At 58.2% G+C, this 15430-nt stretch carries 18 protein-coding genes; 1 reads left to right on the plus strand and 17 read right to left on the minus strand.

Annotated features, from left to right (window positions below):
• From PMI22_RS05510 to trmJ, 14 genes are all read right to left on the minus strand, one after another.
• Positions 1 to 700 (minus strand): helix-turn-helix domain-containing protein (locus tag PMI22_RS05510; RefSeq protein ID WP_007948170.1); only part of this gene is annotated, 700 nt, incomplete at its 3' end.
• Positions 700 to 1458 carry a type IV pilus biogenesis/stability protein PilW gene (gene pilW, locus PMI22_RS05505; protein ID WP_007948171.1) on the minus strand — a complete coding sequence of 253 codons (759 nt, stop codon included), beginning with the start codon at positions 1456 to 1458 and terminating at the stop codon, positions 700 to 702. The genes pilW and PMI22_RS05510, both read right to left, overlap by 1 nt.
• A 17-nt stretch (positions 1459 to 1475) precedes the next feature.
• Complete coding sequence (gene rlmN / locus PMI22_RS05500) at positions 1476 to 2618, minus strand: 23S rRNA (adenine(2503)-C(2))-methyltransferase RlmN (RefSeq protein ID WP_007948172.1); 1143 nt, start codon at positions 2616 to 2618, stop codon at positions 1476 to 1478.
• A gap of 27 nt (positions 2619 to 2645) precedes the next feature.
• Complete coding sequence (ndk, locus tag PMI22_RS05495; RefSeq protein WP_007916882.1) at positions 2646 to 3071, minus strand: nucleoside-diphosphate kinase; 426 nt, start codon at positions 3069 to 3071, stop codon at positions 2646 to 2648.
• A gap of 92 nt (positions 3072 to 3163) precedes the next feature.
• The gene (gene iscX / locus PMI22_RS05490; protein WP_007903597.1) at positions 3164 to 3364 is read right to left on the minus strand and encodes a Fe-S cluster assembly protein IscX; all 201 of its coding nucleotides are present in this window, start codon (positions 3362 to 3364) and stop codon (positions 3164 to 3166) included.
• Positions 3365 to 3378: 14 nt separating this feature from the next.
• A complete protein-coding gene (gene fdx / locus PMI22_RS05485; RefSeq protein ID WP_007948173.1) occupies positions 3379 to 3720 on the minus strand; it encodes an ISC system 2Fe-2S type ferredoxin in 342 nt (113 codons plus the stop codon).
• 2 nt (positions 3721 to 3722) lie between these two features.
• Positions 3723 to 5585, minus strand: coding sequence for a Fe-S protein assembly chaperone HscA (hscA, locus tag PMI22_RS05480; RefSeq protein WP_007948174.1), 1863 nt, complete (start codon positions 5583 to 5585; stop codon positions 3723 to 3725).
• A gap of 51 nt (positions 5586 to 5636) precedes the next feature.
• On the minus strand, positions 5637 to 6158 hold the full coding sequence (hscB, locus tag PMI22_RS05475; RefSeq protein ID WP_007948175.1) for a co-chaperone HscB: 522 nt from the start codon (positions 6156 to 6158) through the stop codon (positions 5637 to 5639).
• Positions 6159 to 6166: 8 nt separating this feature from the next.
• A complete protein-coding gene (iscA, locus tag PMI22_RS05470; protein ID WP_003227904.1) occupies positions 6167 to 6490 on the minus strand; it encodes an iron-sulfur cluster assembly protein IscA in 324 nt (107 codons plus the stop codon).
• A gap of 34 nt (positions 6491 to 6524) precedes the next feature.
• A complete protein-coding gene (gene iscU / locus PMI22_RS05465) occupies positions 6525 to 6911 on the minus strand; it encodes a Fe-S cluster assembly scaffold IscU (RefSeq protein ID WP_003443374.1) in 387 nt (128 codons plus the stop codon).
• An 84-nt stretch (positions 6912 to 6995) separates the two neighbouring features.
• Positions 6996 to 8210 carry an IscS subfamily cysteine desulfurase gene (locus PMI22_RS05460; protein ID WP_007948176.1) on the minus strand — a complete coding sequence of 405 codons (1215 nt, stop codon included), beginning with the start codon at positions 8208 to 8210 and terminating at the stop codon, positions 6996 to 6998.
• A 50-nt stretch (positions 8211 to 8260) separates the two neighbouring features.
• Positions 8261 to 8752 (minus strand): Fe-S cluster assembly transcriptional regulator IscR, encoded by a 492-nt coding sequence (gene iscR / locus PMI22_RS05455; RefSeq protein ID WP_007948177.1) that lies wholly within the window; start codon positions 8750 to 8752, stop codon positions 8261 to 8263.
• A 238-nt stretch (positions 8753 to 8990) separates the two neighbouring features.
• Entirely contained in the window at positions 8991 to 9767 is a 777-nt protein-coding gene (gene cysE / locus PMI22_RS05450) for a serine O-acetyltransferase (protein WP_007948179.1), read from the minus strand.
• A 2-nt stretch (positions 9768 to 9769) separates the two neighbouring features.
• The gene (gene trmJ / locus PMI22_RS05445) at positions 9770 to 10540 is read right to left on the minus strand and encodes a tRNA (cytosine(32)/uridine(32)-2'-O)-methyltransferase TrmJ (protein ID WP_007948181.1); all 771 of its coding nucleotides are present in this window, start codon (positions 10538 to 10540) and stop codon (positions 9770 to 9772) included.
• 306 nt (positions 10541 to 10846) lie between these two features.
• Between trmJ and suhB the strand changes: the two genes are divergently transcribed.
• On the plus strand, positions 10847 to 11665 hold the full coding sequence (suhB, locus tag PMI22_RS05440; protein ID WP_007948182.1) for a type III secretion system regulator SuhB: 819 nt from the start codon (positions 10847 to 10849) through the stop codon (positions 11663 to 11665).
• 250 nt (positions 11666 to 11915) lie between these two features.
• Here suhB and PMI22_RS05435 read toward each other — a convergent pair whose 3' ends face one another.
• The 3 genes from PMI22_RS05435 to secD form a co-directional block, all read right to left on the minus strand.
• Positions 11916 to 12464 (minus strand): glycine zipper 2TM domain-containing protein, encoded by a 549-nt coding sequence (locus tag PMI22_RS05435; protein WP_007948183.1) that lies wholly within the window; start codon positions 12462 to 12464, stop codon positions 11916 to 11918.
• Between the two features lie 118 nt (positions 12465 to 12582).
• The gene (gene secF / locus PMI22_RS05430) at positions 12583 to 13497 is read right to left on the minus strand and encodes a protein translocase subunit SecF (protein ID WP_007948184.1); all 915 of its coding nucleotides are present in this window, start codon (positions 13495 to 13497) and stop codon (positions 12583 to 12585) included.
• A gap of 9 nt (positions 13498 to 13506) precedes the next feature.
• Entirely contained in the window at positions 13507 to 15375 is a 1869-nt protein-coding gene (gene secD, locus PMI22_RS05425; protein ID WP_007948185.1) for a protein translocase subunit SecD, read from the minus strand.
• Positions 15376 to 15430: the final 55 nt, after the last annotated feature.

Below are 15430 nucleotides of genomic sequence, written 5' to 3' on the forward strand. Positions count from 1 at the left end.
CGGGAGCCGGTGTGGCGGGTGCTGCCACAACTGGAGCAACGTTGTGCGTCGGGGTAACCGGCGTCGGGGTTGTCGGTGTTACATCTGGTGCAGTGGCTTCAGCTACAGCCGGCGTTTCGGAGGAGGTTTCAGCTTGCGGCAGAGCCAGCGGGGTAGCGCCTTCAGTCTGACCTTGCGCGACGGCCTGATCTTCCGGCTCATCCAGCGGATGGATCTGGGTGGTCCCGTCGGCGCCCTCCACTTCAACGTGTTCCGGGCTCAGACTGATAAAATCCTTGGTGCGCAGCGAAGTTTGATCCTGCCACCAGACAAAACCGCCGCCAATCACGGCGATCAGCAACAACAGGCTGACAATACGCAAAATAGTATGGGAAACCCGCACCGGCTCTTCGATACGACCCAGGCTGTGCACGCTGCTGCCGTGGGAATCGGTGCCCGTCGATTGATCGAACTGCTGGACAAGAACGGCCTGGTCCATGCCCAGCAATTTGGCGTACGCACGGATATAGCCGCGAGCAAAGGTATGCCCTGGCAGCTTGTCGAAGGCGCCGGCTTCCAGATTGCTCAAGGAGGTGACAGTGAGGTTGAGCTTGAGGGCCACTTCGGCCAGCGACCAGCCATTGCTTTCGCGGGCCTGGCGCAAAGTCTCACCGGGGTTAACGCGATTCGCTGCTACAACTTCGGGATGCGCCGCTTTCATCATTGCTCCGACAGGTATTGCTGATATTCCGGCGTACCGGGATAGAGTCGTTTTAGTTGCAGGCCCGCACTGGCGGCCTTGTCGCGATCATCAAACACTGTTGCCAGCCGAACGCCGAGCAATAGACTACGTGCATTTTGCTCGGCCAGCAGGCTAAAACGATCGTAATAGTCACGCGCGGGCACATAATGCCTGTCTTCGAAGGACAACTCAGCCATTTCGAGCAATGCACGTGGCTGTTGGCGATTCAAACGCAGGGCTTTTTCCAGTTGCTGCTGCGCGAGATCACGCTCACCCAGCTTTGATGCGGTCATGCCCAGGTTCTCGAATACTCGCGAACGCTCAGGATACAGCGTATCGGCGGCGGCCTGTTCAAAGCGCTCGTACGCCTCTTTGTAACGTTTTTCTTCGAACAGAAAACTGCCGTAGTTGTTCAGGATGCGCGCATCGTTGGGGCGGGAGGACAGCGCCTTGCGAAAATGCTGGTCTGCCAGTCCAGGCTCCATTTCAGCCTGAAACACCAGCCCTAATGCCGCATTGGCATCCGGGTCCGAGCCATCCAGCTCCAACGCCTTTTTCAGTGGGACTTTTGCGCGCTCGGTCATGCCTTGTTGCAAATAACCCAAGCCCAGTTGCACGTAGGCAACACGCGCCTCATCGCGGCCCTTGCTGGTCTTCATCGGGTTGAAATCGCCCGACAGGACACAACCAGCACACAGGCTGGCCCACAGCAAAAGCAGCGCGAAGCGCAGGGACATAGAGATCCTCTCTTGAATTATTTCGCGGCGTTTTGCGCCATATCGTTTTCGGCGCTCAACTCGCGCACGGCGATATAACGTTCGCTGCGACGGGTGCGATCCAGCACCTGCCCTACCAATTGGCCACACGCGGCATCGATGTCTTCACCGCGGGTGGTGCGTACGGTGACGTTGAAGCCTGCATGGTGAAGCTGATCCTGAAACCGGCGAATCGCGTTGTTGCTCGGGCGCTCGTAACCGGAATGCGGGAACGGGTTGAACGGAATCAGGTTGATCTTGCACGGGATGTTCTTGAGCAACTCGATCATCTCAACGGCATGTTCAACCTTGTCGTTGATGTCCTTGAGCAAGGTGTACTCAATGGTCAGCACGCGCTTTTCGCCCAGGGACGACATGTAGCGCTGGCACGATTCAAGCAGCATCTTAAGCGGATACTTCTTGTTGATCGGCACCAATTGGTTACGCAATGCGTCATTCGGGGCGTGCAGGGACAACGCCAGCGAGACGTCGATGTGCTTGGACAGCTCATCGATCATCGGCACCACGCCGGAGGTCGACAGGGTCACTCGGCGCTTGGAAATGCCGTAGCCCAGGTCGTCCATCATCAGATGCATGGCCGCGACAACGTTGTCGAAGTTCAGCAGCGGCTCGCCCATGCCCATCATCACCACGTTGGTGATGGCACGGTCGGCGGTCGCCGGTATGCTGCCGAACGATTTATTGGCAATCCACACCTGACCGATGACTTCGGCGGCGGTGAGGTTACTGTTGAAACCTTGCTTGCCGGTGGAGCAGAAACTGCAATCCAGGGCACAGCCTGCCTGGGACGAAACGCACAGAGTGCCGCGTTTGCCCTGGGGAATGTACACGGTCTCGACGCAGCTGCCGGACGCCACGCGCACCACCCACTTACGGGTGCCGTCGGTGGAAATGTCCTCGCTGACCACTTCTGGACCACGAACTTCGGCAATAGCCTTGAGCTTGTCGCGCAAGGCCTTGCTGACGTTCGTCATGGCGTCGAAATCATCGACGCCAAGGTGGTGAATCCATTTCATTACCTGACCGGCACGGAAACGCTTCTCCCCGATTGAGTCGAAGAATTTTTCCATTTCCTGTTGAGTCAGACCCAGCAGGTTGGTTTTTACAGTCGATGTAGTCATGGATTCACCTTCACTCTTAAGCAATGCTTAGCGAGTGGTTACTTCAGTAGCTGCGAAGAAGTACGAGATTTCGCGAGCAGCTGCGGCTTCGGAGTCCGAACCGTGTACAGCGTTGGCGTCGATGGAATCAGCGAAGTCAGCGCGGATGGTGCCGGCAGCAGCTTCTTTAGGGTTGGTAGCGCCCATCAGCTCACGGTTCAGAGCGATAGCGTTTTCGCCTTCCAGAACCTGAACAACAACCGGGCCGGAGATCATGAAAGCAACCAGGTCGCCGAAGAAACCACGAGCGCTGTGCTCAGCGTAGAAGCCTTCAGCTTCAGCTTTGGACAGTTGCTTCAGTTTCGAAGCTACAACGCGCAGGCCTGCTTTTTCGAAACGAGTGGTGATCTCGCCGATGACGTTTTTTGCAACAGCGTCAGGCTTGATGATGGAGAAAGTACGTTGAACAGCCATGGTGTAACTCCAGAAACGGTAATTTGTGAAAAATTAAACCCGCGAATTATACGCGGGTTATTGGGTATTGCCTAACTGCGTACGGCGCAGACTCAGTCTGCTTCTTCGATCCAGGCGGCCTGAATGGCTTCAAGCACCTTCTCGCCACCGCGGGTCGGATCATCACTGAACTCGGGCAATGCCAGCACCCATTGGTGCAGATCGACGAAGTTCACATAACGCGGATCCACTTCCGGCCTGGACTCAGCCAGCTGGATCGCGATTTCAAGCACATCAACCCATTTCAGACTCATGTCGCTTCCTTGAATCAGTGCGGCGCTTCTGCCGCATGGTTGAGCGAATATTTCGGAATTTCAACCGTCAGGTCTTCAGTCCCGACTTTGGCCTGACAGGCCAGGCGGGACTGAGCTTCCAGCCCCCAAGCCTTATCAAGATAGTCTTCTTCCAGCTCGTCAGCCTCTTCCAGCGAGTCAAAGCCTTCACGAATCAGGCAGTGACAGGTGGTGCAAGCGCAGACGCCGCCACAGGCGCTTTCCATCTCGATATGGTGCTCATGCGCCAGTTCGAGGATGGAAGTACCGGTCGCAGCCTCAACAACCATGCCTTCCGGGCAAAACTTCTCGTGTGGCAGAAAAATGACCTGCGGCATCGTTATTCCTCAATCTCATTCAGGTTGCGCCCCGCCAGCGCGGCTTTCACCGTCGAGTCCAGGCGGCGGGCAGCAAAGGCATCGGTCACTTGCGACAGACGTTTGGTCTGCTGCTCGATGGCGTAACCATCAGTACCTTTCATCAGTTCGGTCAGTTCCTGCATCTGCAATTCGATGACCATGCGCTCTTCGGCGTCGAGCAAGCGCTCGCCATCGACATCGAGGGCGCCCTGCACCGCTTCGATCAGGCGCTGGGCATCGACCTGCTGCTCACGCAACACCCGAGCGACCTTGTCGTCGTTGGCGTGCTGGAACGAGTCTTTGAGCATCTTGGCAATTTCACCATCCGTCAGACCGTAAGACGGCTTGACCTGGATACTGGCCTCAATGCCCGAGCCCAGCTCGCGGGCAGAAACACTGAGCAGACCGTCAGCATCGACCTGAAAGGTCACGCGGATCTTCGCCGCACCGGCCACCATCGCCGGAATGCCGCGCAATTCAAAGCGCGCCAGGGATCGGCAGTCGCTGATCAGCTCGCGCTCACCCTGCAACACGTGGATCGCCATGGCCGACTGGCCATCTTTGTAAGTCGTAAAGTCCTGGGCACGAGCGACGGGGATGGTGGTGTTACGCGGAATCACCTTCTCCATCAGGCCGCCCATGGTTTCCAGCCCCAGGGACAACGGAATCACGTCGAGCAACAGCAGCTCATCGCCATCGCGCTTGTTGCCAGCCAGCGTATCGGCCTGGATCGCGGCACCGATGGCCACCACTTGATCCGGATCGATTTCGGTCAGTGGCTGACGACCAAAAGCCTCGGCGACGGCTTCGCGAACGCGAGGTACGCGAGTCGAACCACCGACCATGACCACTGCATGCACTTCTTCTAGCTCGATACCGGAATCACGCACTGCGCGGCGACAGGCTTTCAGGCTGCGAGCGACCATCGGCTCGATCAACGCGTCGAACGCTTCGCGGGTCATCTCGGCTTTCCAGTCGCCATGAGCCACTTCGACCGACGAGGCATTGGTCAGCGCTTCTTTGGCCGCACAGGCCGTTTGCAGCAGTTGACGCTGTGTGCCCGGATCGAGGTTGGCGGACAAACCGGCGCTCTCGATGATCCAACCAGCAATCGCGTGATCGAAGTCATCGCCGCCCAGCGCGCTGTCGCCGCCGGTAGCCAGGACCTCAAACACGCCGCCCGTCAGGCGCAGAATCGAAATATCGAAGGTGCCGCCGCCCAGGTCATAAATGGCAACCAGGCCTTCAGCATGCTGATCCAGACCATAAGCCACCGCCGCCGCAGTCGGCTCATTGAGCAGACGCAGGACGTTCAGACCAGCCAGTTTGGCCGCGTCCTTGGTGGCTTGACGCTGCGCATCATCGAAATAGGCCGGAACGGTGATAACCGCGCCGACCAGCTCACCACCCAACGTCGCTTCGGCGCGCTGACGCAGCACTTTCAGGATATCGGCGGAGACTTCGACCGGGCTTTTCGGCCCCTGAATGGTGTCAATGAACGGCATGTGCGATTCGCCGCCGACAAAGCGGTACGGCAGTTGATCGCCCAATTGCTTGACGTCGGACAGACCACGACCCATCAAGCGCTTGACCGACAGCACCGTGTTCAACGGATCGGTCGCGGCAGCCAGCTTGGCTGACTCGCCGACTTCGACGCGATCGGCGTGATAGCGCACGGCAGACGGCAGGATAACCCGCCCGTCAGAATCGGCCAGAGGCTCGGAAAGACCACTGCGCAACGCAGCGACCAGCGAATTGGTAGTGCCCAAGTCGATCCCCACAGCCAGACGACGCTGGTGCGGTTGAGGACTTTGGCCGGGTTCGGCGATCTGCAGTAGGGCCATTGGTATCAGGACTTATCTGTATATCAGGCGTGCGACCGGAGCGGCACTGGGTTAATCGTCGAGGCGCTCTTCTAACTGGCGCACTTCGTAGGTGAGCTTGTCGAGGAACTGCATGCGCCGCATCAGGCGTTCGGCCTGTTCACGGTGCTCCGCATCATTCCAACAAGCCGCGAAGCTTTGGTTCAGTACATCCTGGGCGGTTTTCAGCCGACGCTTGAACGCTGCAACACCGGCCAGATCGGCACTGTCTTGCAAGTCTTCGAGCTCTTCACGCAGCTCCATCTGCTGCAGAAGAAACTCCGGATCATGCACCGTGACCTCCAGCGGCAGCTCGCCACCATTCAAAGCGAGCAAGTAACGCGCACGCTTGGGGGGACTTTTGAGCGTCTGATAGGCCTCGTTGAGACTCGCGGATTGCTCTAGCGCCAACCGCTGCTCACGCTCGGAAGCGTCAGCAAAGCGGTCCGGATGAACACTGCGCGCCAACTCACGGTAGCGCGTAGCCAGCTGGTCGAGGTCCAGATTGAAACTCGGTTGCAGCTCAAATAAAGCGAAATGACAAGGAGTACCCACGACAAGCCTCAGATGTTGAAGCTTTCGCCGCAGCCACATTCACCGCGTACGTTGGGGTTGTTGAACTTGAAGCCTTCGTTCAACCCTTCCTTGACGAAATCGAGCTCGGTGCCGTCCAGGTAGGCCAGGCTTTTCGGGTCGATAATCACTTTTTCACCGTGACTTTCGAACACCTGATCCTCTGCAACCACCTCGTCGACAAACTCCAGCACGTAGGCAAGGCCGGAACAGCCTGTGGTGCGAACACCCAGACGAATCCCTTCACCTTTGCCGCGCCCGTCGAGGGAGCGCCGCACGTGTCGAGCAGCCGCTTCTGTCATGCTGATAGCCATCGGTGACTCCTTACTCGTCGCCAAAACCTGAAAGTCAGATCAAGCCTTTCTTCTGCTTGTAGTCGCGAACGGCCGCTTTGATAGCGTCTTCAGCGAGTACGGAGCAGTGAATTTTCACTGGTGGCAGGGCCAGTTCTTCAGCCAGCTGAGTGTTCTTGATGGTCTCTGCTTCATCCAGAGTCTTGCCTTTCATCCACTCGGTCGCCAGGGAGCTGGAAGCGATCGCCGAACCGCAACCGTAGGTCTTGAACTTGGCGTCTTCGATGATGCCTTGCTCGTTGACCTTGATTTGCAGGCGCATAACGTCGCCGCATGCCGGAGCGCCGACCATGCCGGTGCCGACATCAGGATCTTCCGCGTCCATCTTGCCGACGTTGCGCGGGTTTTCGTAGTGGTCGATGACCTTTTCGCTGTAAGCCATGATGCTTATTCCTCACTCATCAGAGAGTCGCTCTTTAAGCCCTGCAAACCTTGGTTTTACAGGGCGGTTCGCGGCGACTTGAAATCAGTGTGCCGCCCACTCGATTTTCGAAATGTCGACACCGTCTTTGTACATGTCCCACAGCGGCGACAGAGTGCGCAGCTTGGTAACGGCCTCGCAGACTTTCTGCGCGGCGTAGTCGATTTCTTCTTCGGTGGTGAAACGGCCGAAGGTGAAGCGAATCGAGCTGTGTGCCAGTTCGTCGTTGCGACCCAGGGCGCGCAGTACGTACGAAGGCTCCAGCGATGCGGAGGTGCAAGCCGAACCGGACGAAACAGCCAGATCCTTGAGCGCCATGATCAGCGACTCGCCTTCAACGTAGTTGAAGCTCAGGTTCAGGTTGTGCGGTACGCGGGCGGTCATGCTGCCGTTGATGTACAGCTCTTCCAGGCCTTCGACCTGTTTGAAGAAGCGGTCGCTCAGGGCTTTGATGCGCACGTTTTCGGCAGCCATGTCTTCTTTGGCTACGCGGAAAGCTTCACCCATGCCGACGATCTGGTGGGTCGCCAGGGTGCCGGAACGCATGCCACGCTCGTGACCGCCGCCGTGCATGGTCGCTTCGATGCGAACACGCGGCTTGCGGCTGACGTACAGCGCGCCAATGCCTTTAGGGCCGTAGGTTTTGTGGGCAGAGAAGGACATCAGGTCGACTTTCAGCTTCGACAGGTCGATGTCGACCTTGCCGGTGGACTGAGCGGCGTCGACGTGGAACAGGATGCCCTTGGAGCGGAGCAGTTCGCCGATGGCTTCGATGTCATTGATGGTGCCGATTTCGTTGTTCACGTGCATGACCGAGACCAGGATGGTGTCGTCACGCAGTGCAGCTTCGATCATGGCCGGAGTTACCAGACCATCGGTCTGAGGCTCGAGGTAGGTCACTTCGAAGCCTTCACGCTCCAGTTGGCGCATGGTGTCCAGGACAGCCTTGTGCTCAATCTTGGTGGTGATCAGGTGTTTGCCCTTGGTCGCATAGAAGTGCGCCGCACCCTTGATTGCCAGGTTGTCGGATTCGGTGGCGCCGGAGGTCCAGACGATTTCACGCGGATCGGCGTTGACCAGGTCTGCGACCTGACGACGAGCGTTTTCGACGGACTCTTCAGCTTTCCAGCCGAACACGTGGGAACGGGACGCCGGGTTACCGAAGTTTCCGTCGACCAGCAGGCATTCACTCATTTTTTGCGCAACACGCGGATCAACCGGGGTCGTCGCAGAGTAATCAAGGTAAATCGGCAATTTCATGGACTATCTCCTAAATCAGGCTGGCTGGCGTGCCGTTAGCTCTTTGGCTGTCATTCGACGGCGGACGCTTCAATCTTGTCCAGGCGTGGCGCCTTGCTGTTGCAACGGCGCTGGTCCTGACGCTGGGCTATGTCTTGTACCTCACGGCGAGTCACAAGGTCAGCCAAGCTGATACCGCTCAGAAATTCGTGAATCTGCAGGCTCAGGTCGCACCACAAGTGGTGAGTCAGGCAGGTATCGCCTGAATGGCAATCGCCTTGACCCTGGCATTTGGTTGCATCGACCGATTCGTTCACCGCATCGATCACCTGAGCCACCTGAATGCCCTGCATGTCGCGGGACAATTGGTAGCCACCACCCGGACCACGGACGCTGGACACCAGATTGCTGCGGCGCAATTTGGCGAAAAGCTGTTCGAGGTAGGACAGGGAGATGCCTTGGCGCTCGGAGATATCGGCCAGGGACACCGGCCCGTGCTGCGCGTGCAACGCCAGATCGAGCATGGCGGTCACGGCGTATCGGCCTTTTGTAGTCAGTCGCATGGACAATTACCACGGAGTTCGGAATGAGGCGAGTATGCAATTCCCGAGTATTTAAGTCAACTATAAGACCTAGTACTTTAGTCAGGTTTACCCGCAAAAGAGCGGCCGCATCATAGCAAAGGCTGGACGGTTACAGCCAGCAATTGCGCGTTATCGTTCATCGCCAGCAGGCTGGCTCCCACATTTGAAATGCATTTCCCTGTGGGAGCCAGCCTGCTGGCGATGCAGTCGACTCGATCTAGCTGGCCTGACTTTGATCCTTGTCCTTGACGCAGGCGAAGTCTTCTTCGCGTAATTCAGGCAGCTCCTTGGCGCAGTAATTACTTCCCAGATCCTTCAGCGCGCCGCACATCCCCTCCAGACGACCATCGACCGCCTGCAAGTGATCCAGCAACTGACCAATGGCACGCGCCACCGGGTCAGGCATGTCTTCGCCGACACCGTAGGCATCGAAGCCGATTTTCTCGGCCATGGCTTTACGCTTGGCATCTTGCTCATCATCGGACTTGACGATGATCCGCCCTGGAATACCAACGACCGTAGCCCCCGGCGGAACCGCCTTGGTCACCACAGCATTGGAACCGACCTTGGCCCCAGCGCCGACGGTAAACGGGCCAAGCACCTTGGCGCCTGCACCGACCACCACACCATCTTCAAGGGTCGGGTGACGCTTGCCCTTGTTCCAGCTGGTGCCTCCCAGAGTCACGCCTTGATAAAGGGTGACATCATTGCCGATCTCGGCGGTTTCACCGATGACGATGCCCATGCCATGATCAATAAAGAAACGACGACCAACTTTGGCGCCCGGATGGATCTCGATCCCGGTCAACCAGCGACCAAAGTTCGACACCAGCCGCGCCAGCCATTTCAGCTCTGCGCGCCACAACGCCGCCGACAGACGGTGAATCCAGATGGCATGCATGCCCGGGTAGCAAGTCAGGACTTCAAAAGCGTTACGCGCCGCCGGGTCTCGGTGGAATACGCTCTGGATATCTTCACGCAAACGCTCGAACATTTTTAATCCTTCCGCTTTAGAAGCTCGCCACGGGCCGCTTTCTGGGTTTCCGTGAGGATGCCACGCAATATATTCATTTCCGCCCGGCTGACCGAGCTACGTCCGTATAACCGGCGCAGGCGCGCCATCAAGTGCCGTGGTTTTTCCGGATCGAGGAATTCGATGGCCACCAGGGTTTGCTCCAGGTGCTCATAGAATCGCTCCAGCTCATCCATGGTCGCCAGCTCACCACTTTTGGTGGACGCCACTTCGTCCTTCTCGACCTTGCTCGGCTGCCCTTGGGCCGCAAGCCAGGACATGCGCACTTCATAACCCAACACCTGCACCGCCGCCCCAAGGTTCAGCGAACTGAACTCCGGGTCTGAGGGGATGTGCACGTGATAATGACATCGCTGCAGCTCTTCATTGGTCAGGCCGGAATCTTCACGACCGAACACCAAGGCAATCTCGGCGCCCTGCCCGGCTTCTTCCACTACTTTCACACCGCATTCGCGGGGGTCGAGCAACGGCCAGGGAATGCGACGGTCACGCGCACTGGTGCCCAGTACCAGGTTGCAGCCGACCAAGGCATCTTCCAGGGTGGCGACGACGTGCGCGTTTTCAAGGATATCCCCGGCACCGGAAGCACGGGCGTCGGCTTCGTGATGCGGGAATAACCGCGGTTCGACCAGCACCAGCCGCGACAGGCCCATGTTCTTCATGGCACGCGCAGCCCCGCCGATGTTGCCGGGATGACTGGTATTGACCAGGACGACACGAATGTTTTGCAGCACGGGAGGCGTTCTCGAACACAGAATCAGGGAGCCGAATCTTACAGTTACTCCGGGTGCCCCGCCTCAAAAATAACTGTTCACTTTTGACGGCGTTCAATGTCGGCATGCTGCGTTGCCGCTTCTCCCCATAGCGAGCTATGAGTCGGCGCCGCGCCTTGCCTGCCAACATTGACCACTCGTCAAAAAGTGAACGTATTTCTGAGGCGGGACACACCGTTAAGCTATGAAAACGAACACCGACCTTCACCTGTAGAAAAGTTCTGATAGAATGCCCGGCTTTCTTTAACAACCTTAGGTGACACATCCATGCAGCCCATGCTGAATATCGCGCTGCGCGCCGCCCGCAGCGCCAGTGAATTGATTTTCCGCTCCATCGAGCGCCTGGATACCATCAAGGTCGACGAAAAAGACGCCAAGGATTATGTATCCGAGGTGGATCGCGCCGCCGAACAGAAAATCATCGATGCGCTGCGCAAGGCCTACCCGAATCACTCGATCCTGGGTGAAGAAACCGGCATGCACGCCGGCAACGGCATCGAAGGCGAAGAGTACCTGTGGATCATCGATCCGCTGGACGGCACCACCAACTTCCTGCGCGGCATTCCTCACTTCGCTGTCAGCATCGCCTGCAAATACCGCGGTCGCCTGGAACACGCTGTTGTTCTGGATCCGGTTCGCCAGGAAGAATTCACCGCCAGCCGTGGTCGCGGCGCACAACTGAACGGTCGTCGCCTGCGCGTCAGCGGCCGCACCAGCCTGGACGGCGCCCTGCTGGGCACCGGCTTCCCGTTCCGTGACGACCAGATGGACAACCTCGAAAACTACCTGGGCATGTTCCGCGCCCTGGTTGGCCAGACTGCCGGCATCCGCCGCGCCGGCTCGGCGAGCCTGGACCTGGCTTACGTGGCTGCCGGTCGTTTCGACGCGTTCTGGGAGTCGGGTCTGTCCGAGTGGGACATGGCTGCAGGCGCCCTCCTGATCCAGGAAGCCGGTGGCTTGATAAGCGACTTCACCGGCGGTCACGACTTCCTTGAAAAAGGCCACGTCGTTGCCGGTAACACCAAGTGCTTCAAGGCAGTGCTGACGGCTATCCAGCCGCACCTGCCGCCTTCGCTGAAGCGCTAAGCGTCCAGCGACAGAGAAAGCACCCTTCGGGGTGCTTTTTTTATGCCTGCGATTTGTGCATCACCTCAATCCCTGTGGGAGCCGGGCTTGCCCGCGATGGCGGTTTCACCTGCACCATTTTTGGTGACTGACACACCGCTATCGCGGGCAAGCCCGGCTCCCACAAGGTTTTAGGTGTTCCCACAGGCGTATTCCAGACACAAAAAAAGCACCCCGAAAGGTGCTTTTTTTTGAATCTTAAACCGAGTACTTAGCGATTCTCGTCGTTCTGCGTCAGGATCAGCTTGCCTTCCTTGTCGACCGGAATCTGGTTACCCGGATCGCGATCCATCCGCACCTTGCCTTCCTTGCCATCCAGCGAATACCGAACATCGTAGCCAACGACCTTGTCGCTGATGTCGTTCACAGTGTTGCAGCGAGTCTGGGTCGTGGTGTAAGTGTCACGCTCTTGCATGCCTTCCTGAACCTTGTTGCCCGCATAACCACCGCCGACAGCACCCGCAACCGTGGCAATTTTCTTGCCGGAGCCGCCGCCAACCTGATTACCCAGCAGACCGCCTGCTAATGCACCGACCACCGTACCTGCGATCTGGTGCTGATCTTTGACCGGCGCCTGCCGAGTCACGGTAACGTCCTTGCATACTTCACGTGGCGTCTTGATCTGTGTCTTGACCGGCTCAACGGCGAGTACTTGCGCATACTCAGGACCGCTTTTAACCAGGCTGTAGGTAGCGACAGCACCACCGGCAGTCACACCGACAGCACCCAAAACCGCACCAACCAGCATCGACTTGTTCACATGAACCTCCTGACCATCACATGCGGGAAAACCCGCGCTTCTCCCAGCCTTGGAGCATAAAAAAAGGCGCGAGTTCAACTCGCGCCTTTTTTGGCAAACAGCTGGAAAACGATAACCGTTATGGGCGGTCGTCGACTTCCTTCTCGGTCGCCGCAGGAGGAATCAAATCCTCGCTGCTGAGGTTCAGCCAGATCAGCACCACGTTCGCGATGTAGATCGACGAGTAAGTACCCGCCAGAACACCGATGAACAGCGCAATGGAGAAGCCGAACAGGTTATCGCCACCGAAGAACAACAGGGCCGCAATCGCCAGCAACGTCGAGATCGAGGTCGCCATGGTCCGCAGCAGGGTTTGCGTGGTCGAGATGTTGATGTTCTCGATCAGGCTCGCCTTGCGCAGCACACGGAAGTTCTCACGAACCCGGTCAAATACCACGATGGTGTCGTTGAGCGAGTAACCAATGATCGCCAGTACCGCCGCCAAAACCGTCAGATCGAAAGTGATCTGGAAGAACGACAGAATACCGATGGTCACGATTACGTCGTGGATCAACGAAACGATGGCGCCGACCGCAAACTTCCACTGAAAGCGGAACGCCAGGTAGATCAGGATACCGCCCAGCGCCATCAGCATGCCGAGGCCGCCCTGGTCGCGCAGCTCTTCACCCACCTGCGGGCCGACGAACTCTACGCGCTTGACCTGCGCAGGGTTGTCGCCGCCGACCTTTTGCAAGGCCTCGGCCACCTGGTGACCCAGTTGCGGATCTTCACCCGGCATACGCACCAGCAGGTCGGTGGTTGCACCGAAGTTCTGCACGATGGCTTCGTGATAACCCGCTGTCACCAGCTGCTCACGCACCTTGGTGACGTCGGCCGGACGCTCGTAGGTCAGCTCGATGAGCGTACCGCCGGTGAAGTCCAGGCCCCAGTTCATGCCCTTGGTGGCAACACTGAACAACGCCAGTACTGTAAGGAACAATGTGACGCCGAACGCAAAGTTGCGAACGCCCATGAAGTTGATTGTACGTAACATGGCAGCCCCTTAAATCCACAACTTCTTGAAGTCACGACCGCCGAAGATCAGGTTGACCATCGCGCGGGTCACCATGATGGCCGTGAACATCGAGGTAAAGATCCCGAGGGACATGGTCACTGCGAAACCTTTGACCGGGCCGGTGCCCATCGCAAAGAGAATCCCGCCGACCAACAAGGTGGTCAGGTTGGCGTCGAGAATCGCGGTGAATGCCCGGCCGAAGCCTTCGTTGATTGCCCGTTGAACGGTCATGCCCGCCGCGATTTCTTCACGTATCCGCGAGAAGATCAGAACGTTGGCGTCGACCGCCATACCCATGGTCAATACGATACCGGCGATACCTGGCAGGGTCAGCGTTGCCCCCAGCAAAGACATCAAGGCCAGCAGCAGCACCATGTTCACCGCCAGAGCGACAGTGGCGATAATGCCGAAGAAGCGGTAGATGGCGATGATGAACAGCGAGACAAACAGCATGCCCCACAGCGATGCATCGATACCCTTGGTGATGTTGTCGGCACCCAGGCTTGGACCAATGGTGCGCTCTTCAGCGAAGTACATCGGGGCAGCCAGACCACCGGCACGCAGCAACAGTGCCAGCTCGGAAGACTCGCCCTGGCCGTTCAGGCCAGTGATGCGGAACTGAGCACCCAGCGGCGACTGGATGGTCGCCAGGCTGATGATCTTCTTCTCTTCTTTGAACGTTTGAACCGCGACGTCTTTCTCGACGCCGTTGACCATCTGCTTGGTGTAGGTGGTAACAGGGCGCTGCTCGATGAAGATCACCGCCATGCTGCGACCGACGTTGCTGCGAGTCGCACGACTCATCAGCTCGCCACCATGACCATCCAGACGAATGTTCACTTCCGGAGTGCCGTGCTCGCCGAAGCCAGCCTTGGCGTCAGTCACCTGGTCACCAGTGATGATCAGGCCACGCTCGATCTGTGCCGGCGGACGATTGCCTTCACGGAACTCGAAGGTCTCGGAAGTGGCTTTCGAAGCACCCGGCTCAGCGGCCAGACGGAACTCAAGGTTGGCCGTCTTGCCGAGGATACGCTTGGCTTCTGCAGTGTCCTGAACGCCCGGCAGCTCAACCACGATGCGGTTGGCGCCCTGACGCTGAACGATCGGTTCGGCAACACCCAGCTCGTTGACGCGGTTACGTACCGTGGTCAAGTTCTGCTTGATGGAGTATTCGCGGATTTCCGCCAGCTTGGCCGGGGTCATCGCCAGACGCAGCACCAACTGACCATTGAGGTCGGCCGGAACAATGTCGAAATCAGTGAAGTTCTTGCGGATCAGCACACGGGCTTGTTCGCGGGCTGCTTCATCAGTGAAGCCCAGCTGAATGGCACCGTTGAATTGCGGCAGGCTGCGATAGCGCAGTTTATCTTTACGCAACAGGCTCTTTACGTCGCCTTCGTACACCTTCAAGCGTGCGTCGATGGCTTTGTCCATGTCCACTTCCAGCAGGAAGTGCACACCACCGGACAAGTCCAGACCCAGCTTCATCGGGTGCGCGCCCAGGTTGCGCAGCCATTGTGGCGTGGTTTGTGCCAGGTTCAGTGCAACGACGTAGTCATCGCCCAACACCTTGCGCACGACGTCTTTGGCAGGCAGCTGAGCTTCAGCCTTGGTCAGGCGAATCAGACCACCCTTGCCGTTCGCCGACAGCGTGGCAGCCTTGACGTTGATCCCGGATTCCTTGAGCGCAGCGCTCACGCGATCCAGATCAGCCTGAGTGACCACCAGCGCAGTGCTTGCGCCGCTGACCTGAATGGCCGGGTCATCAGGATATAAATTGGGAGCGGAATAAATCAGACCGACCGCCAGCACCGCCAGGATCAGAATGTATTTCCACAGAGGGTATTTGTTCAGCATCACGCCGCCCGCTATATGACGCGGGGCGCCTTGCGCGCCCCGTCGATTGAGTAGA

This window comes from Pseudomonas sp. GM21, from assembly GCF_000282215.1.
In the GTDB taxonomy this organism is placed as follows: Bacteria; Pseudomonadota; Gammaproteobacteria; order Pseudomonadales; family Pseudomonadaceae; genus Aquipseudomonas.